The organism is Lysobacter sp. Soil_C_59 (genome assembly GCF_057656415.1).
Map to the genome: position 1 here is coordinate 642333 of NZ_JBDGKK010000001.1, position 16474 is coordinate 658806.

18 protein-coding genes, 1 tRNA gene and 1 other RNA gene are annotated in these 16474 nt (G+C 67.9%); 8 read left to right on the forward strand and 12 right to left on the reverse strand.

Features of this window, described 5'->3' with window-relative positions:
• Nucleotides 1–29 precede the first annotated feature (29 nt).
• The 6 genes from acpP to AC3A3Q_RS02795 form a co-directional block, all read right to left on the reverse strand.
• The gene (gene acpP, locus AC3A3Q_RS02770; protein ID WP_031373652.1) at nt 30–269 is read right to left on the reverse strand and encodes an acyl carrier protein; all 240 of its coding nucleotides are present in this window, start codon (nt 267–269) and stop codon (nt 30–32) included.
• Nucleotides 270–411: 142 nt separating this feature from the next.
• Nucleotides 412–1158: a 3-oxoacyl-ACP reductase FabG gene (fabG, locus tag AC3A3Q_RS02775; protein ID WP_487584786.1), complete on the reverse strand. Its 747-nt coding sequence runs from the start codon at nt 1156–1158 to the stop codon at nt 412–414.
• Nucleotides 1155–2117 carry an ACP S-malonyltransferase gene (gene fabD / locus AC3A3Q_RS02780; protein ID WP_487584787.1) on the reverse strand — a complete coding sequence of 321 codons (963 nt, stop codon included), beginning with the start codon at nt 2115–2117 and terminating at the stop codon, nt 1155–1157. Before fabD ends, fabG begins: the two co-directional genes overlap by 4 nt.
• A 185-nt stretch (nt 2118–2302) precedes the next feature.
• Nucleotides 2303–3283, reverse strand: a complete 981-nt coding sequence (locus AC3A3Q_RS02785; RefSeq protein WP_386703654.1) for a beta-ketoacyl-ACP synthase III — start codon at nt 3281–3283, stop codon at nt 2303–2305.
• Nucleotides 3284–3451: 168 nt separating this feature from the next.
• Nucleotides 3452–3646, reverse strand: coding sequence for a 50S ribosomal protein L32 (rpmF, locus tag AC3A3Q_RS02790; protein ID WP_115842959.1), 195 nt, complete (start codon nt 3644–3646; stop codon nt 3452–3454).
• Between the two features lie 19 nt (nt 3647–3665).
• Nucleotides 3666–4184 (reverse strand): YceD family protein, encoded by a 519-nt coding sequence (locus AC3A3Q_RS02795; protein ID WP_386703883.1) that lies wholly within the window; start codon nt 4182–4184, stop codon nt 3666–3668.
• A 150-nt stretch (nt 4185–4334) separates the two neighbouring features.
• On the opposite strand from AC3A3Q_RS02795, the gene AC3A3Q_RS02800 reads away from it, so the two are divergent.
• Both AC3A3Q_RS02800 and AC3A3Q_RS02805 read left to right on the forward strand, forming a co-directional pair.
• A complete protein-coding gene (locus AC3A3Q_RS02800) occupies nt 4335–4691 on the forward strand; it encodes a hypothetical protein (RefSeq protein ID WP_487584788.1) in 357 nt (118 codons plus the stop codon).
• A 20-nt stretch (nt 4692–4711) separates the two neighbouring features.
• The gene (locus AC3A3Q_RS02805; RefSeq protein WP_487584916.1) at nt 4712–5281 is read left to right on the forward strand and encodes a Maf family protein; all 570 of its coding nucleotides are present in this window, start codon (nt 4712–4714) and stop codon (nt 5279–5281) included.
• A 41-nt stretch (nt 5282–5322) separates the two neighbouring features.
• Here the strand turns inward: AC3A3Q_RS02805 and AC3A3Q_RS02810 are convergent, their stop codons facing one another.
• Complete coding sequence (locus AC3A3Q_RS02810; RefSeq protein ID WP_487584789.1) at nt 5323–7167, reverse strand: ArnT family glycosyltransferase; 1845 nt, start codon at nt 7165–7167, stop codon at nt 5323–5325.
• Nucleotides 7168–7317: 150 nt separating this feature from the next.
• On the opposite strand from AC3A3Q_RS02810, the gene AC3A3Q_RS02815 reads away from it, so the two are divergent.
• The 4 genes from AC3A3Q_RS02815 to AC3A3Q_RS02830 all read left to right on the forward strand — a co-directional run bounded on the left by AC3A3Q_RS02815 (nt 7318) and on the right by AC3A3Q_RS02830 (nt 11768).
• Nucleotides 7318–8271 (forward strand): AAA family ATPase, encoded by a 954-nt coding sequence (locus tag AC3A3Q_RS02815; RefSeq protein WP_487584790.1) that lies wholly within the window; start codon nt 7318–7320, stop codon nt 8269–8271.
• A 63-nt stretch (nt 8272–8334) separates the two neighbouring features.
• Complete coding sequence (locus tag AC3A3Q_RS02820; protein WP_487584917.1) at nt 8335–9264, forward strand: DUF58 domain-containing protein; 930 nt, start codon at nt 8335–8337, stop codon at nt 9262–9264.
• Nucleotides 9257–11239 (forward strand): transglutaminase TgpA family protein, encoded by a 1983-nt coding sequence (locus AC3A3Q_RS02825; RefSeq protein WP_487584791.1) that lies wholly within the window; start codon nt 9257–9259, stop codon nt 11237–11239. Before AC3A3Q_RS02820 ends, AC3A3Q_RS02825 begins: the two co-directional genes overlap by 8 nt.
• 40 nt (nt 11240–11279) lie before the next feature.
• A complete protein-coding gene (locus AC3A3Q_RS02830) occupies nt 11280–11768 on the forward strand; it encodes a Slp family lipoprotein (protein WP_487584792.1) in 489 nt (162 codons plus the stop codon).
• Between the two features lie 19 nt (nt 11769–11787).
• Here AC3A3Q_RS02830 and AC3A3Q_RS02835 read toward each other — a convergent pair whose 3' ends face one another.
• The 4 genes from AC3A3Q_RS02835 to dnaX all read right to left on the reverse strand — a co-directional run bounded on the left by AC3A3Q_RS02835 (nt 11788) and on the right by dnaX (nt 15014).
• Nucleotides 11788–12138 carry a histidine triad nucleotide-binding protein gene (locus AC3A3Q_RS02835; protein ID WP_386703662.1) on the reverse strand — a complete coding sequence of 117 codons (351 nt, stop codon included), beginning with the start codon at nt 12136–12138 and terminating at the stop codon, nt 11788–11790.
• Nucleotides 12139–12196: 58 nt separating this feature from the next.
• Complete coding sequence (gene recR / locus AC3A3Q_RS02840; protein WP_200604582.1) at nt 12197–12799, reverse strand: recombination mediator RecR; 603 nt, start codon at nt 12797–12799, stop codon at nt 12197–12199.
• Between the two features lies 1 nt (nt 12800).
• Nucleotides 12801–13121, reverse strand: a complete 321-nt coding sequence (locus AC3A3Q_RS02845; protein WP_158733669.1) for a YbaB/EbfC family nucleoid-associated protein — start codon at nt 13119–13121, stop codon at nt 12801–12803.
• A gap of 84 nt (nt 13122–13205) precedes the next feature.
• The gene (dnaX, locus tag AC3A3Q_RS02850) at nt 13206–15014 is read right to left on the reverse strand and encodes a DNA polymerase III subunit gamma/tau (RefSeq protein ID WP_487584793.1); all 1809 of its coding nucleotides are present in this window, start codon (nt 15012–15014) and stop codon (nt 13206–13208) included.
• Between the two features lie 148 nt (nt 15015–15162).
• On the opposite strand from dnaX, the gene AC3A3Q_RS02855 reads away from it, so the two are divergent.
• Nucleotides 15163–15255, forward strand: a tRNA-Ser gene (locus AC3A3Q_RS02855).
• Between the two features lie 67 nt (nt 15256–15322).
• Nucleotides 15323–15419, forward strand: an RNA gene (ffs, locus tag AC3A3Q_RS02860) — signal recognition particle sRNA small type.
• Nucleotides 15420–15457: 38 nt separating this feature from the next.
• On the opposite strand, the gene AC3A3Q_RS02865 is transcribed toward ffs, so the two are convergent.
• The gene (locus tag AC3A3Q_RS02865) at nt 15458–16459 is read right to left on the reverse strand and encodes a YncE family protein (RefSeq protein ID WP_487584794.1); all 1002 of its coding nucleotides are present in this window, start codon (nt 16457–16459) and stop codon (nt 15458–15460) included.
• Nucleotides 16460–16474 lie beyond the last annotated feature (15 nt).

The following is a 16474-nucleotide window of genomic DNA, read 5'->3' on the forward strand; positions in this document are numbered from 1 at the left end:
AGCCGAGGCCCCGCTCCCATCGGGCACAGTTACGACTTGACGTGAGCCTTCACGTAGTCGATGGCCTGCTGCACCGAGGTGATCTTCTCGGCCTCTTCGTCCGGAATCTCGCACTCGAACTCTTCTTCGAGCGCCATCACCAGCTCGACGGTGTCGAGCGAGTCCGCGCCGAGGTCGTCGACGAACGAAGCGTTGTTGGTGACTTCTTCTTCCTTGACGCCCAGCTGTTCGACCACGATTTTCTTGACGCGCTCTTCGATGCTGCTCATGGGTACTCACTCCTCCCGGACGGGATATTCGACGGAATAGTCTAAAGGAACATTGGTGGAATCGCAGGCGCTCGCGAGGATACGCGAAAGCCCTTTTGCTTCAAATGGTTACAAACGCAAGCAATGCCTCAGCGGCAAAGCTTCACGGCATGTACATGCCACCGTTGACGTGCAGGGTCTCGCCGGTGATGTAGGCCGCCGACGGGCCGGCCAGGAACGCCACCGCGCGGGCGATGTCGGCCGGCTCGCCGAAGCGCCCGAGGGCGATCTGCCCCAGCATCGCGCTCTTGGCGTCTTCGGGCAATGCCTTGGTCATGTCGGTGTCGATGAACCCGGGGGCCACGACATTGACGGTGATGCCGCGGCTGCCGATTTCCCGGGCCATCGACTTGCTGAAGGCGATGATGCCGGCCTTGGCCGCGGCGTAGTTGGCCTGGCCGGCATTGCCGGTCACGCCGATCACCGAGGCGATGTTGATGATGCGGCCCTTGCGCGCCTTCATCATCGCGCGCATCACCGCCTTGCTGGTGCGGAAGACGCTGGTGAGGTTGGTGTCGAGGATGGCCTGCCAGTCCTCGTCCTTCATCCGCATCAGCAGGTTGTCGCGGGTGATGCCGGCGTTGTTGACCAGGATCGAGATCGCGCCGAACTCCTTGGCGATGCCGTCGATCAGGGTGTCGATCGAGGCGGCGTCACTGACGTCGAGCACGCGGCCGTGGCCGCCGTGCGCCGCCAGGCGCTCGCCGATCGCCTTGGCGCCGGCCTCGGAGGTGGCGGTGCCGATGACGGTCGCGCCCTGCGCGGCCAGTTCGTCGGCGATGGCAGCACCGATGCCGCGGCTTGCGCCGGTGACCAGTGCGATCTCTCCGCTCAGCAGTTTCTCGCTCATGCCTTGTTCCATTCTTCGATTGCGGTTTCGAACTCGCCGGGCGTGCCGAGCGCGCGTCCGTCGAGCGTCTTGTCGATGCGCTTGACCAGGCCGGCCAGGACCTTGCCCGGGCCGCATTCGGCGACACGGGTGACGCCCTTCGCCGCCAGCGCCTGCACGCAGCCGGTCCACTGTACCGGCAGGTACAGCTGGCGCACGAGCGCGTCGCGGATGGCATCCACGCTCGCGTGGATACCGGCGTCGACGTTCTGCACCACCGGCAGCTTCGGCGCATGCCATGCCATGCCCGCCATGGCCTCGGCCAGGCGGTTGGCGGCTTCGCGCATCAGCGGCGTGTGCGAAGGCACGCTGACCGCAAGCTTCACCATCTTGCGCACGCCACGTTCGCCGAGCACGGCCATGGCCTTGTCGACGGCGTCGGCGTGGCCGCCGATGACGATCTGGCCGGGCGAGTTGTAGTTGGCCGGAACCACGACGCTGGTGCCCGACACGCTCGCGCAGACTTCCTGCACCAGCGCGTCGTCGGCGCCGAGCACGGCAGCCATCGCGCCGGTGCCGGCCGGGGCCGCTTCCTGCATCAGCTGGCCGCGCAGGCGCACCAGGTGGGCGGCATCCTTCAGCGACAGCGAACCGGCCGCGACCAGCGCGGTGTATTCACCCAGGCTGTGACCCGACAGCAACGCCGGCATGGCGCCGCCACGCTGCCGCCACAGACGCCACACCGCCGCGCCAGCGGCAAGAAGTGCCGGCTGCGTGTACTCGGTGCGGTTGAGCATTTCTTCCGGACCGCCCTGGCTGAGCGCCCAGAGGTCGACGCCAGCGCCATCGCTGGCTTCGGCGAACGCCTCGCGGATGATCGGGTGCAGTTCGCCCAGTTCGGCCAGCATGCCGAGCGACTGCGAACCCTGGCCCGGGAACACGAACGCCAGGGTCGAATCGGTGTGGGGGGTTGCGGTCACGCGTGAAGGCCTTGCGACAAAGAACGCGCATGATACGAGTGTTTGCTCTAGTACGTCTGTACGGGCCTGTATGTACTGAAGCATCCACCGGGCCTCGCACACCACAAACGAAAACGCCCCCGCTGGCTGCCAGCGGAGGCGTCGCGGATGCGCGAACGGCATCCGGTCGTGAAGCGCGTAACGATTCAGTAACGCAGCAGTGCCGAGCCCCAGGTAAAGCCGCCACCGAAGGCCTCGAGCAGCACCAGCTGGCCACGCTGGACGCGACCGGAGCGCACCGCCTCGTCCAGCGCCAGCGGCACCGAACCCGACGACGTGTTGCCGTGCTTGTCGACGGTGACGATCACGCGGTCCATCGGCATGTCCAGGCGCTTGGCCGTGGCTTCGATGATGCGCAGGTTGGCCTGGTGCGGAATCAGCCAGTCGATGTCATGGCGGTCCAGGCCATTGGCTTCGAGCGTTTCCTCGACCACCGAGTCCAGCGCCTTGACCGCGTGCTTGAAGACCTCGTTGCCGGTCATCAGCACCTTGACGCCGGCATTGGGCTCGTCCGGTTTGAAGCCGACCGAGACGCCCACCGGATTCCACAGCAGTTCCTTCTTGCCGCCGTCGGCGTGCATGTGGGTGCTGAGGATGCCCGTTTCGGTGTCGGCCTTGAGCACGACCGCACCGGCACCGTCGCCGAACAGCACGCAGGTGGAGCGATCGCTCCAGTCGAGCATGCGGGTCAGGGTTTCGGCACCGACGACGAGGACGTTCTTCGCCGCGCCGGAGCGGATGAACTTGTCGGCCACCGTCAGCGCGTAGATGAAGCCCGAGCAGGCGGCATTGACGTCGAACGCCGCGCAGCCGCCGGCACCGATGCGGTGCTGGAGCAGGCAGGCGGTCGAGGGGAAAATCAGGTCCGGCGTGGTCGTGCCGACCACGATCAGGTCGAGATCCTTCGCATCGACGCCGGCCGCTTCCAGTGCACGCACGGAGGCGTGGTAGGCCAGGTCGCTGGTGAATTCGCCTTCGGCGGCGACGTGACGCTCACGGATGCCCGTGCGCGCGGCAATCCATTCATCGCTCGTGTCGATGAACTTGGCCAGGTCGTCGTTGGTCAGCACCTTCTCGGGAAGGTAGCTGCCGGTTCCCGCGATGCGGGAATAAATCTGTTGCGTCATCGCCACTCCGCTGCACAGCCGTTGTCTGGGCTCCGACGGCCATGCCGACGGAGAGGCACCGCCGCGATGGCCGCTGAGCGCGCTGAACCCTTACGGTTCCGACAGTCCAGGCTGTGCGGCGGCCGCGCGAGCCAGGGGCTGCACGCGGCGCGACGGTGAGCGAAGAGCTTACTCTTCGTCAGCAACCTTGGACTTGGTGTCGATCACCTTCTTGCCGCGGTAGTAACCGTCAGCGGTGACGTGGTGACGCAGGTGGGTCTCGCCGGTGGTCGGGTCGGTCGCCAGCTGCTTTGCGGACAGCGCATCGTGCGAACGGCGCATGCCACGCTTGGACGGGGAAACGCGGGACTTCTGAACAGCCATGGTCTTGCTCCAAAAAAACTCAGTTCGATTGTTTCTTCAATGCCGACAGCGCAGCGAACGGGTTCACGCGCTCCGGCTCTTCGGCCTGCTCGGTCGCCGGCCAGTCGCGCTCCACCGCCTCCGTGCCGGGCATTATCGGCACGACCGGAACGGCGAGGATCAACTCGTCCTCGACCAGCTCGACGGTCCGCAGCTGGCCATCTTCCGGCACCAGCAACGGCTCGTATCCTTCCGGCAGCGCCGCCTCGTCCGCTTCATCACGGATCAGGCCAAGGCGCTGCACGATGTTCACCGGGTACAGGAACCGCTGCAGGCTGCGCTGACAGGTCAGCGGCAGCTCGGCATCGATTCGCAGTTCGACATAAGGCACCCGCAGCGCATCGGTGTCGAACTCGAGCGCAAAGCGAACCTCACCTTCGGTGTCGACCAGACTGTTCCGCAGCCGCGTCAGCGATGACAACGGCACACGGCCTTCCAGGCCGCGCCGTGTCGCCACCATGCGCCATGCATCAAGAATCCCGGGCAGGTCGGCTGACATAAGCTGCGGAATGTTAGAGGTCGCGACTACCTCTGTCAAACCTGAACTGGCCATCCGGCGAGCAGCGCCGCCCCGCTCGTCGGCGGCGATTGCGGGCGCCGCCGCCACGGCCTCAAACTGAGGCCCAATTCCGTTCAGTCGACCGCGCCCGTGACCATCGTCCTGCTCCTGCTGCTGTCCACCCTGGCGATCGCGGCCCTGTTCGCCTGGGGTCGCCCGGGGCGTCGCGAACGCGCGGTCCGCGAGGTCCTGGACGCCGCCGACGCCCTCGAGGAGCGCCTGCGCCTGGCCCGGGCCGAGATCGAGGCGGTGGCCGGCAACGGGGGCCACGACCCGGTCGGCGACGCCATGCGCGAGATGCTTCGCCAGCGGCTGTGGCTGCGGGACCATGGCCGCGATGCGAGCATCAGCCAGTTGGCCGAAGTTCGCAGCTCGATAGATGCAGCTCGCGACCGGATCGACCAGCAATTATCCCTGATCGAACGCGCCCGGTCGCCCTTGGCCTGAAGGTTTCTGCCGTGCCTGCCCTGCTGATCCTGGCGTCGACCTCGGTCTACCGCCGCGAACTGCTGTCGCGCCTGCGCCTGCCGTTCGACACCGCCCGACCCGACAGCGACGAGACCCCGCTGCCCGGGGAAGCGCCGGCTGCCCTCGCCCGCCGGCTGGCGCAGGCCAAGGCCGCCGCCGTTGCCGCGCTCCACCCCGACGCCTGGGTGATCGGCTCCGACCAGGTCGCCGAGTTCGACGGCCGGCCGCTGGGCAAGCCCGGCGGTCGCCAGGCGGCCATCGACCAGCTGACCGGCATGTCGGGCCGCAGCGTCCAGTTCCACACCGGCGTATGCGTGATGAAGGCGGGACAGGCGCCCTTGCAGGCGCTGGACCATACGGTCGTGAAGTTCCGCGACCTGGACGTCGCCCGGATCGCGCGCTACGTCGACGCCGAGCAACCCTTCGACTGCGCCGGGAGCTTCAAGTCCGAGGGCCTGGGCATCAGCCTGTTCGACGCCATCGACAACCGCGACCCGACCGCATTGATCGGCTTGCCACTGATCGCGACAGCACGGCTGCTGCGCGAAGCCGGATTCGAACTGCCCTGAGCGGTCGCCCCGCTCACTCGAGCGTGCTCACTCGAGCGCGCTCACTTGAGCTCGATCGGCCGCTCGGCCCAGGTCTCCTCACTGCCGTCGCGACCATGCAGGCGCAATCCGAGCCAGTGCCGGCCCGGCGCGAACGTGCCCGGCTTCAACGCCACGTCTGCGCTGAAGCCCACATTCGGATGCTGCGGGTCGCTTGATTGCGGCCACACGTTCCGCAGCCCCTGGAACACGCGCCCGTACTGCGCCTGGGCGACGACCTGGCCATCGAGGGTGACCTCGATGCCGGCCAGGCCGACTCCGTCCTTGAAGGCCCAGCCAGCGACGTTGAAGCGCTGGCCAACGCGGGCGTCGGCTACTGGCGCATCGACCCACGCCATCGCGGGCGTCGTGCAGTCACCGTGCAGCGGTCGGCCATCCATGGCGAAGAGGATGAAGCGCTGGCGACCGTGGTCGATATTCAACACTTCAGGCGGCGGCAACGGGCCAGCCATCGTGCACAGGTCGTGGTAACGCTGGAGCAGGTCGCGGTACTTGATCTCGGTCGCGCCCACCACGAGCAGCACCGGCTGCTCGCCCCAGTCGGCGCGGCCCGCGCTTTGCAGCCCCCAAAGCCGCAGCTGCGGAGCGCGGCCATGCTTGTGGTTGATCGGATGATCGAGCACGGCGATGCGCGCATCGCCCATGGCGAAGCCCAGTTCGGCACCGATCTTGAAGTTGTCGGCGACAACGCGCGTACCGGCCGGCATCGTCGCCAGGCGAGCACGTACCGCCTGCGCCAGCGGCTGCCAGCCGGAGAAGTTGCTCGGATACCACTTCTCCGCCGCATTGCGTTCGCGCAGGCCTGGATGCGACACGGCCAGGTAGTAGCCCAGATTGGCCACCAGACCCAGTCCGGCCAGCCACACCGTGGCCAATCGCCAGCCACGCGGCCACCGCCACAGCACCATCGGCAACAGCGGCAGCAGGGCCAGGTAACCGGGCAGCGGCCAGTGGAAACTGACACGCTCGGTATCGGCGAAAAAACCCAGGGCGAAAAAACCGAGTACGACGCCTGAGCCCAGCAAGGCGAAGTAACGCTCCGGCGCCGCCGCGCTCGACACCCCCCTGCGCGCAGCCACGGCCAGCGCGGCGAACAGCAATGGCGTCACCAGCAAGGCCTGGATCGCGATGAACCAGACCGCGTCGGCGTGGAAGGCCCACGGATGTCGATCGACCAGCTGGAAGCGCAAACCGGCATCGGCATTGTCGAGGTTCCAGGCCACCAGCGGCGCCCACGCCGATGCGCCGAATGCGATCGCCACCAGCACGCGTACGTCGCGCAACGCGCGTCGACCTTCCTTGAGCATCGCCAGGGCGACGAATCCCACGCCGATTACGGCGATGAAGCGGTAATGGCACAACGCACCCAAGGCCAGGCCGACGGCGAGTTCGAGCGCGACCTCGGGACTGACCTGGCGCAGCAGGCGCGCGCCGGCATCGACGCACAACAGCGTCGCCAGTGCCATCGCCGCATCCGGCAACGCCATCACGCCCAGGGTTCCGGCCAGTGGCAACAGCAACGTGAAACAACCGGCCAGCCAGCCGGCACGCGCACCGAACTCGCGCGCGGCTATGCGCACCATCAGGCATGGCACCAGCGCGGCGATCAGAACGAACGGCAGGCGCACCGCGAAGGTGTGGTTGCCGCCGACGAGGGTACCCAGGCGGGTCAACCATGCGGTCAGCCCGGGCAGGTCCGAATAGGCCGCGGCCAGGTGCTGGCCTTCCTGCCAGTAGAAGGCTTCATCGACGAACAGCGGCAGACGCGCGGCTACGACCAGCTTGATCGCCAGGACCGTGACCCACAGCACCCAGAACGTGCGCCGTGCCTGCTCTTCATCCCGCATCCGTTCGTGACCTCGCTACACTCTGGGAGAACATGTCGTCATGGAGCATGTCTTTGTGGACCATGTCGCGACCGGCCTGACCAGGACGGCCGACGAGCGAAGTGCCGGCGAACACCGCAGGCTGCAATATCCAACAGGAGCACACGCGCGATGGCGGTATCCCTTTCGACGGCGACCATGCTAACCGATGGCCTGCGAGGCTCCCTTGAACGCGCCCAGACGCAGGTCAATTCGCTGGTATTGGGCAAGCCGCACGAAGTCCGTCTGGCGTTCGTGGCACTGCTGGCCGGTGGCCACCTGCTGATCGAGGATCTGCCCGGCCTGGGCAAGACCACGCTCGCCCATGCACTGGCGGCGACGCTCGGCCTGGATTTCCAGCGCGTGCAGTTCACTTCCGACCTGTTGCCTGCAGACGTGGTTGGCGTGTCGGTGTTCGATCCGCAGGCGCGCCAGTTCCAGTTCCATCCCGGCCCGGTGTTCGCGCAGGTGCTGCTGGCCGACGAGATCAACCGCGCGCCACCGCGCACGCAGAGTGCGCTGCTGGAAGCGATGGCCGAATACCAGGTCACCGTCGACGGCACGACCCATGCGCTGCCGGAGCCGTTCTTCGTCATCGCCACCCAGAATCCGGTCGACCTGTCCGGTACGTATCCGTTGCCGGATTCGCAACTGGATCGCTTCCTCCTGCGCCTGAGCCTGGGCTATCCGGATGCGGATGCCGAGCGCCACCTGCTCGCCGGTGACGACCGCCGTGACCTGATCGCACGCGTGTTGCCGCTGCTCGGCAGCGAGGATGTCCTGGCCGCCCGACGTTCGGTGCAGCAGGTTCACGCCAGCGAGGCACTGGTCGCCTACGTGCAGGCACTGATGGCGCGAAGCCGACGACATCCTGGCGTGCGCGTGGGGCTGTCGCCACGCGCCGGCCTGGCACTGCTGCGCGCGGCCCGAGCCTACGCATTGCTGCTGGGACGCGCGCACGTGTTGCCCGAGGACGTGCAGGCGCTGTTTCCGGCCGTGGCCGCGCATCGCCTCGTCGCCGAAGTCGATGCCGGCAAGGACGCCGCGCTGGCAAAGGCGATCCTGCACGCGGTGCCGGTGGACTGAGGGATGGCGCGGCCGGACCGCCAGACGCCGGCGCGCCTGCGCTCGCGGCTGCATGCCTGGGCCATGGTCTGGACGCGTCCGCGCGATCCGGAAACGCTGCCGTGCGTGCTGCACCGTCGTCGCATCTATGTGCTGCCGACGCGTTTCGGACTGTTCTACGCAGTGTTGCTGTTCGTGATGCTGCTGGGCTCGCTCAACTACAACAACAACCCCGCGCTGCTGCTGGGACTGATGCTGGGCGGAGCCGGCCTGGCCAGTCTGGTGGCGGCGCAGATGCAACTGTCCGGCCTTGAACTGGTCGCGGCCGACGCCGAACCCGTGGCCGCCGGAACGCCGCTGACCGTTCGCCTGTATGCGCGCGCCGCGCCCGGTCGCGTGCGCCGCGGGCTGCGGCTGGACGACGACGGCTCGTTCGATGCCGCGCCGGGCATCCTCAATCTCGATCGCGGCAGCGGTGAGTCGCAACTGCTGCTGCCGACGCAACAGCGCGGATGGTTCGACCTGCCCAAGTTGCGCCTGTCGACGACGCGCCCTCTGGGACTGGCGCGCGCGTGGGCCTATGTCTGGCCAGAGTCGCCGCTGCTGGTTTATCCCACACCCGAAGCAAACGGCCCGCCTCTGCCGGCAGGACACGGCGACCGCGTCCAGGCACGCGTGCATCCGACCGGCGACGACGTCCATCACCTGCGCGGCTATCGCACTGGCGACGCACGACGAGCCATCGCCTGGAAGCCCTCGGCACGGCGCGACACGCTGCTGGTGCGCGAGTTCGAGCAACCCATCGGCGCCGAAGTCGTGCTCGACTGGCGCGAGATCGCCGGCATTGGCTACGAGGCGCGGATTGCCCGGCTGGCGCGCTGGATCGACGAAGCCGAGCGCGAAGGCCGGCGCTACCAGTTGCGCCTGCCCGGCCACGCTGCACTGGGGCCCGATCGCGGACCGCAACACCGGCACGCCTGCCTGCGCGCACTGGCGCTGATGCCCCATGGCTGATCCGGCAACGCCAGCGCTCGATCCGCGCAGTCGTCGCTGGGTGCTGCTCAGCGCCGGCGCCTGCCTGTTGCCGTTGCTGCTGCAGTTGCCGCTGCTGATCGCGGTGACCATCGCCCTCAGTGCCGTGGCCGTGGTCGCCATGTCCTGGCGCCAACCCCTGCACGGACTGGTCCGCCTGTTCCTGTCGGTGGCACTGATCGCGACCGTGCTGGCGATGAGCGATTTCTCGATCGGTCGAGATACCGGCTGCGCACTGCTGGCGGCGATGCTTGCAATCAAGCCGTCGGAGACGTTCGGCCTGCGCGATGCACGCAGCCTGCTCGGCTTCGCATTGTTCGCGCCGTTTGCGACCTTCCTGCTCGACCAGGGGCCGCTGTCGCTCGCCCTGGGCCTGGCCGCGACCGTGCTGGCGCTGGCGGCGCTGCAACTGTTGGCGGACGTCGAGTCGGGCGATGTTCGTCGCGACGTTTCACCGAGACAGCGCATGGCCGGCACCGCTCGCCTGCTCGCGCTAGGTCTGCCGCTCGCATTGGCGGCCTTCTGGCTGTTCCCGCGACTGGGCGCGCCGCTGTGGGGCATCCCCGAGCGTGCGATGGCAAGCACCGGCCTGTCGGACCAGATGAGCCCGGGCGACTGGATCGACCTCATGGGCGACGACCGCCCCGCCCTGCGCGCACGCTTCTTCGGACCGGTGCCTGCGCCATCGCAGATGTACTGGCGCGGGCCGGTGATGTGGGATTTCGACGGCCGCACCTGGAGGCAGCCGCGATGGATGCCTGGCTGGAGCGAAACCGCGGTCGAACCGGGCCCGCAGCGCTGGGACTACGAGATCGAGATGGAGCCGACCGATCGCCGGCAGCTCGTGGCCCTCGACCTGCTGATCTCGGCGCCCGGCGGCAGCGAGCTCGACCCCGACCACAACCTGCAGTCGCTGACCCAGCTGACGGGCGTGAGTCGATGGCGCATGCAGTCGGCACCGCCACGGCGCTACGAAGCGAACCTGTCGCCAGAGACGCGCAAGTACGCGCTGCAGCTGCCGCCAAACTTCAATCCGCGCACACTTGCACTGGCGCGGCAGTGGCGCCTGGAAGCCGGGCCGTCCGCCGATGGCGCGATCGTGACCCGCGCGCTCGACTGGATCCGGCGCGACTTCGCCTACACCCTGGAAACACCGCTGGCCGGACGCAACAGCGTCGATGAATTCCTGTTCGACCAGCGCGCCGGCTTCTGCCAGCACTTCAGCTCGTCGTTCGTCGTGCTGATGCGCGGCGCCGGCATTCCGGCGCGCGTGGTCACCGGCTACGCCGGCGGTTACCGCAACTCGGTCGGCGGCTATTGGCTGGTGCGGCGCTCCGATGCGCACGCCTGGGCCGAGGTCTGGTTGCGCGGTCGCGGCTGGGTGCGCGTGGATCCAACCGCCGCCGTCGCGCCCGAGCGCATCTACGACACGATCGACGACCGCCGCGCGGTTGCCGGCGGCCTGTTCGGCGGCCTCGCCGATGGACGCTCGCTGATCGATGTCGGCGACTGGATGCGCCGCGGCTGGAACGACTTCGTGCTCGGCTTCGACGCCAATCGCCAGCAACGCCTGCTGCGTCCATTCGGCATCGACCGCCTGGACGACCGCACCCTGGTGTTGCTGCTGATGCTGGCCGTGGCGGTGGGCCTGCTGTGGATGGTGTGGTTCAGTCGCCGCAACGAGCGCGAGCCCGACCCGGTGCTGCGCGCCTGGCACGCGCTGGCCCGTCGCTATCGCCACTTCGGCCTGGAACGTGCTGCGGACGAACCGGCCGGTCGCTGGGTCGAACGCGTTGCCGCTGCGCGGCCCGAACTGGCCGGCGAGTTGCGGATACTCAGCGACCGTTTCAGCGATTGGCGGTACGCTGACGGCGAGCCGGGGGGACGCTCGACCCGCGCCCTGACCCAGGCGCTGCGTGCGCATCGCCCGTCGCCCCGCAATGGCAACAATGGCTAATCTGAAGGACTCCTGGAGAACTTTGATGTGGAGCACGCCGATGAACCTTCGTATCGCCCTACTGGCCCTGGGCACGATGATGCTGGCCGCCTGCGTCACCGCACCGCAACCACTGCAGGGTGAGTTCAATCCGGTCACGCCGCGCGATGCGGCGGCGAGTGACATGACCGGCGCCCCGGTGCGCTGGGGCGGTCGCATCGTCAGCGTCGAACCGCAGCCCAATCGCACCTGCTTCGAGATGATCTCGACCTACCTGGGCGACAACGCCCGTCCGTACTGGGGCAGCGACGACACCGGCGGCCGCTTCATTGCCTGCCGCACCGGCTTCTACGACCCGGCGGTATTCGAGAAGAATCGCGAAGTCACCTTCATCGGCCGCGTCAGCGGCTACCAGAACCGCCAGATCGGCGGATACGACTACCGCTTCCCGCAGGTCGAGGCCGACGTGGTCTACCTGTGGCCGGTGCGCGAGACGGTCGACGTCGTCGGCTATCCGGCGGCACCGTGGCCGTGGTGGGGATGGTGGTAAGTCGGCAACCGCCGCGCGCTCAGCGCGAGGTTCCGAAGCGCCCCAGCGGCGCGCCGGCCAGCAGGTGCAGATGGATCTGGAACACCGTCTGCCCGCCATGGCCGTTGCAGTTCATCACGATCCGGTAGCCATCCTCGGCAAAGCCCTCGCGCTTGGCGTAGTCGGCCGCGGCCACCGCCAGGCGTCCGACGATGGCGGCCTGGTCGGGCTGCAGGTCGTTGAGCGTGGCGACATCGGTCTTGGGCACGAACAGCACGTGCACCGGCGCCTGCGGCGCGATGTCCCGGAACGCGATCAGGTGCTCGTCCTCGAAGACGATGTCGGCCGGGATTTCGCGCTTGATGATCTTGTGGAAGATGGTTTCGGACATGGCGGTCGGGCTGCTGTGGGTTGAGGGCGACTTTACCCCCGGCAAGTACCCGCTGGCATCAGTCCCGGTCCGTCATCTCGCTGCGGCTGCCGAACGCATGCGACAGCGTGCCACGGTCGACGTACTCCAGTTCGCCACCCAGCGGCACGCCATGGGCGAGCCGGCTCGGCCGGACCTTGTGCTGGCGCGCCAGCTGCGCGAGGTAGTGCGCGGTGGCTTCGCCTTCGACCGTCGGATTGGTGGCGATGATCAGCTCCTGCACCTCGCCCTCGGCCAGGCGCGCGGCGAGCGTGTCCAGGCCCAGTTCGCGCGGGCCGATGCCATCCAGCGGCGACAGGCGACCTTGCAGGACGAAGTACAGGCCGCGGTATCCGGTGGCCTGTTCGATCGCGAGGCGATCGGCGGGTGACTCAACCGCGCACAACTGGTGCGCATCGCGCGAAGCACTGGCGCAGGTCGCGCAGACCTCGCCCTCGGTGAAGTCGCGACAGCGCGCGCAATGACCGATGTGCTCGACGGCGGCGGAAAGCGCATCGGCCAGGCGCTGGCCGCCGGCGCGCTCGCGTTCGAGCACGTGGTAGGCCATGCGCTGCGCCGACTTCTGGCCGACGCCGGGCAACACGCGAAAGGCTTCGATGAGTTGTTCGAGAAGCGAGCTCAAGTCAGAACGGCATCTTCATGCCCGGCGGGATCGGCATGCCGGCGGTCGCGGCGGACATCTTCGACTGCGATTCGGCATTGACCTTGTTCACGGCGTCGTTGAACGCGGCGGCGATCAGGTCCTCGACCATCTCCTGGTCGCTCAGCACGCTCGGATCGATGCGGACCTTGCGGCACTCCATGCGGCCGGTGATGGTGACGCTGACCATGCCGCCGCCGGCGTTGCCGGTGACTTCCAGCTTGGCCAGTTCTTCCTGGGCGCGCTGCACGTTTTCCTGCATCTTCTGCGCCTGCTGCATCAGTTGGGCAATGTTTCCACGCATGGTTCTTTACTCATCTATTGGCAATGGAACCCCTGCATCAGGGGCAACGGCCATCGGCACGTGGCGATGGCGGTGGGGATCAGATCATTTTTCGTCGTAGGGCCGGATTGAATCGGGCACTACCTTGGCGCCGTGCTGGGAGATCAGGCGCTGCACGTCCGGATCGCCCATGAAGGTCGCTTCGGCGGCCGCCTGGCGTTCGTCGCGGCTGCGCTCGTTGCGCTGGTGCAGCGACTCGGCCGAACGGGCCTCGACGAAACGCACCTGCGGCGCTGCGCCAAGCGCCGGCGCCAGCGCTTCGGCCATCAGCTCGACCAGCGCATTGCTGCGCAGATGATCGTCGACAGGCGCCAGCGACAGGCTCAACACGCCTTCGGACCAGGAAACAAAACCGGCGTGCTCGGCAAGCATCCTGGCCGGTCCGCGCAGGCTGGTGGCGGCCACCATCGCGTGCCAGGCATCGGCGTCGGCGATGCCGGCGCCGTGGACGAAGGCGGGCTCGGCCGGCGGCGAAACCACCGCCGGCGCAGGCGCGGCAACGGGTGCCGGGCTGGCAATGGCAATCTGGGCCGGCGCAATGGCTGCCTCGACCGGTGCAGGTGCAGGTGCAGGTGCAGGTGCAGGACGCGCCGGCGCGGCAAATGCCGCTGGCTTCGGCTGCTCGGCGGCAAACGGGTTCGGAGGAGGCGTCCGTTCGCGCGGTGCCGCGGCGGCCGGCGCCGCGGTCGCGGCACTGCGAGGGGCCGCACTACGGGAAGCCTGCGCCGGTTGCGCCGACGGCGCCCGTGCGCCATCGCCGTCATCCGGACGGAAGGCCAGCATGCGCAGCACGCTCATTTCGAAACCGGCGCGCGGACTCGGCGCCAATGCCAGGTCGCGGCGGCCGTTGAGCGCCATCTGGTACCACAGCTGCACCACTTCAGGACGCAGCTGCGCGGCCAGCGTGTCAACATCGACGCCATCGGCCTCGACCTGCGCCTCGGGCACCAGCTGTCGAACCTGGATCCTGTGCAGCGCATCGCTGAAGGCTTCCAGCACGCTGCCCCAGTCCGGCGAGAATTCGGCCAGCACGGCCACTTCGGCCAGCAGCCGCTCGCCATCGCCTTCGGCGAGGGACGACAGCAGCGCGCCAACCCGGGTGCGGTCGACGGTACCGAGCATGGTCGCCACGCCGGCATCGCCCAGGGTGCTGCCGCCGGCGCTGGCGCCGGTATAGGCGATGGCCTGATCGAGCAGCGACAGACCATCGCGCAGGCTGCCATCGGCGGCCTTGGAGAGCTGGCGGATCGCGCCGGCCTCGGCGGCGATGCCCTCGGCCTCGAGGATCCGGGTCATCTGCCCGTTGATCTGCTGCTCGTCCAGGCGCTTGAGGTTGAACTGCAGGCAGCGCGACAGCACCGTCACCGGCAGTTTCTGCGGGTCGGTGGTGGCAAGCAGGAACTTCACGTGCCCCGGCGGCTCTTCCAGCGTCTTGAGCAGCGCGTTGAAGGCCGACTTGGACAGCATGTGCACTTCGTCGATCAGGTAGACCTTCACCCGACCGCGGCTGGGCATGTACTGGGCGTTGTCGATGACCTCGCGGACGTCGTCAACACCGGTGTTGCTGGCGGCGTCGATCTCGAGCAGGTCGATGAAACGGCCCGAATCGATATCGCGGCACGAGCCACACTCGCCGCAGGGCTCGGCAGAGGTCCCGCGCTCGCAGTTCAGCGACTTGGCGAAGATTCGCGCGATCGTCGTCTTGCCGACGCCGCGGGTGCCGGTGAACAGGAAGGCGTGATGGACGCGGCCGGAATCGAGCGCATTGGTCAGCGCACGGACCACGTGCTCCTGTCCGACCAGTTCGGCGAAGCGCTTCGGACGCCACTTACGGGCGAGGACGAGGTAGGACATGGCCACATTCTGCCATGCCCAGTCGCGCGCACCGCGACTGGCGCGGCGCCGGACCGTCGCGCTTGTCCCGGGGACCGGCGACGGCTAGAATCTGCGACCCCTGCAAAACGGCTGGATGCCGCGTTCAGGGGTTGGGAAGCCAAGGTGCGGAGAGGTGTCCGAGTGGTTGAAGGAGCACGCCTGGAAAGTGTGTAAGCGTCTAAACCGCGCTTCGGGGGTTCGAATCCCCCTCTCTCCGCCAGCTTCAACAGTGTGGGAAAAGCCCCGCCGCCAACGCGGGGCTTTTGATGAAAGTCTCTATGGTGGCCCCGTCGGCCCCTCGCGACGCTAGGTCGAAAACTCCGCCAGGGCCGGAAGGCAGCAACGGTATTGACTGATGCGGGTGCCGAGGTCAGCCGGCGGGGCCATCGCCTTTGCAGGCGCAGCCCCTGCCCTGTGCAACTTCAGGGCACCAGGCCCAGCGCGTCCGGTTCGCGCCCCGTCTTCCAGTGCCCGACGACCTGCCAGCGCGCGCTATCGAGCACCGCGATCTCGTCGCCGCCGCTGATCGCCACGTACACGCGCTTACCCGACGGATCGGCGATCACGCCGATCGGCAACGCCGCGCGGCCCAGCATCGTCTCGCTGTACTGCGCGCCTTTGCGCGACAGATCGACCGTATGGATGACACGCTTGTTCTCGACGTCGATCACCGACAGCGTCGCCGCGCGGGCATTGGTCGCCAGCGCATGGTGGCCGTCGGCGGTGAACACCACCCGGATCGGGTAGCCCGGGCTGGGCACGGTGGCGCGCACCGCCAGTGTCGCCGGGTCGTGCACGGTGACCGTCCCTGCCTCGCGGTTGCTGACCCAGACCTGGCCGCTGCGCGGATGCACGGCAACGCCTTCGGCGCCGGCGCCTGCTGCAACTTCATGAGTCTTGCGTCCGGCCTTGAGATCGACGCGACTGACGGTGCCCGCGTCGATCTTGGTGACGTAGGCGTTCGCGCCATCGGCGGACAGGGCCACCATGTGCCCCCTGCCCTCGCCCAGGTCGATCGCCGAGTCCACCACGGCCTTTTCGATATCGACTACGAGCAGCTTGCGCGAGCCTTCGGTGGTGACGACGGCCCGCTTGTTGCCCGGCACCAGGCGCATGCCATGGGGACGGGTGTTGTCGCCCAGATCGACGCTGCGCGCGGCGCCACCACCTGCCAGATCGAGCACGCTGAGACTGTTGCCCGGCGACTGCGAACCGTAGTTGCTGACCAGTGCGGTACGGCCATCGCTGCTGACGACGATCTCGTGCGGGCCCTGCCCGGTCGCGAACTCGCCGAGCTTGCGTCCGTCATCGGTGGACAGGCGCCAGACCGTGTCGGCCGATTTGTTGCCCACGAGCAGTTCGGCTGCAGCCGCCGCGGGGATCATCAACGCCAGGGACAACGAAATCACTACGGATCGAATCATTGCGATGGCTCCGTG

Bases quoted from the DNA above. Each gene is read 5' to 3' on its own strand.
- AC3A3Q_RS02785 (WP_386703654.1), bottom strand. From the start codon at position 3,283: ATGACGCAACAGATTTATTCCCGCATCGCGGGAACCGGCAGCTACCTT.
- fabG (WP_487584786.1), bottom strand. From the start codon at position 1,158: ATGAGCGAGAAACTGCTGAGCGGAGAGATCGCACTGGTCACCGGCGCA.
- rpmF (WP_115842959.1), bottom strand. From the start codon at position 3,646: ATGGCTGTTCAGAAGTCCCGCGTTTCCCCGTCCAAGCGTGGCATGCGC.
- AC3A3Q_RS02830 (WP_487584792.1), top strand. From the start codon at position 11,280: ATGAACCTTCGTATCGCCCTACTGGCCCTGGGCACGATGATGCTGGCC.
- AC3A3Q_RS02820 (WP_487584917.1), top strand. From the start codon at position 8,335: ATGGTCTGGACGCGTCCGCGCGATCCGGAAACGCTGCCGTGCGTGCTG.
- AC3A3Q_RS02810 (WP_487584789.1), bottom strand. From the start codon at position 7,167: ATGCGGGATGAAGAGCAGGCACGGCGCACGTTCTGGGTGCTGTGGGTC.
- AC3A3Q_RS02865 (WP_487584794.1), bottom strand. From the start codon at position 16,459: ATGATTCGATCCGTAGTGATTTCGTTGTCCCTGGCGTTGATGATCCCC.
- AC3A3Q_RS02815 (WP_487584790.1), top strand. From the start codon at position 7,318: ATGGCGGTATCCCTTTCGACGGCGACCATGCTAACCGATGGCCTGCGA.
- AC3A3Q_RS02795 (WP_386703883.1), bottom strand. From the start codon at position 4,184: ATGTCAGCCGACCTGCCCGGGATTCTTGATGCATGGCGCATGGTGGCG.
- AC3A3Q_RS02845 (WP_158733669.1), bottom strand. From the start codon at position 13,121: ATGCGTGGAAACATTGCCCAACTGATGCAGCAGGCGCAGAAGATGCAG.
- AC3A3Q_RS02825 (WP_487584791.1), top strand. From the start codon at position 9,257: ATGGCTGATCCGGCAACGCCAGCGCTCGATCCGCGCAGTCGTCGCTGG.
- AC3A3Q_RS02835 (WP_386703662.1), bottom strand. From the start codon at position 12,138: ATGTCCGAAACCATCTTCCACAAGATCATCAAGCGCGAAATCCCGGCC.
- acpP (WP_031373652.1), bottom strand. From the start codon at position 269: ATGAGCAGCATCGAAGAGCGCGTCAAGAAAATCGTGGTCGAACAGCTG.
- dnaX (WP_487584793.1), bottom strand. From the start codon at position 15,014: ATGTCCTACCTCGTCCTCGCCCGTAAGTGGCGTCCGAAGCGCTTCGCC.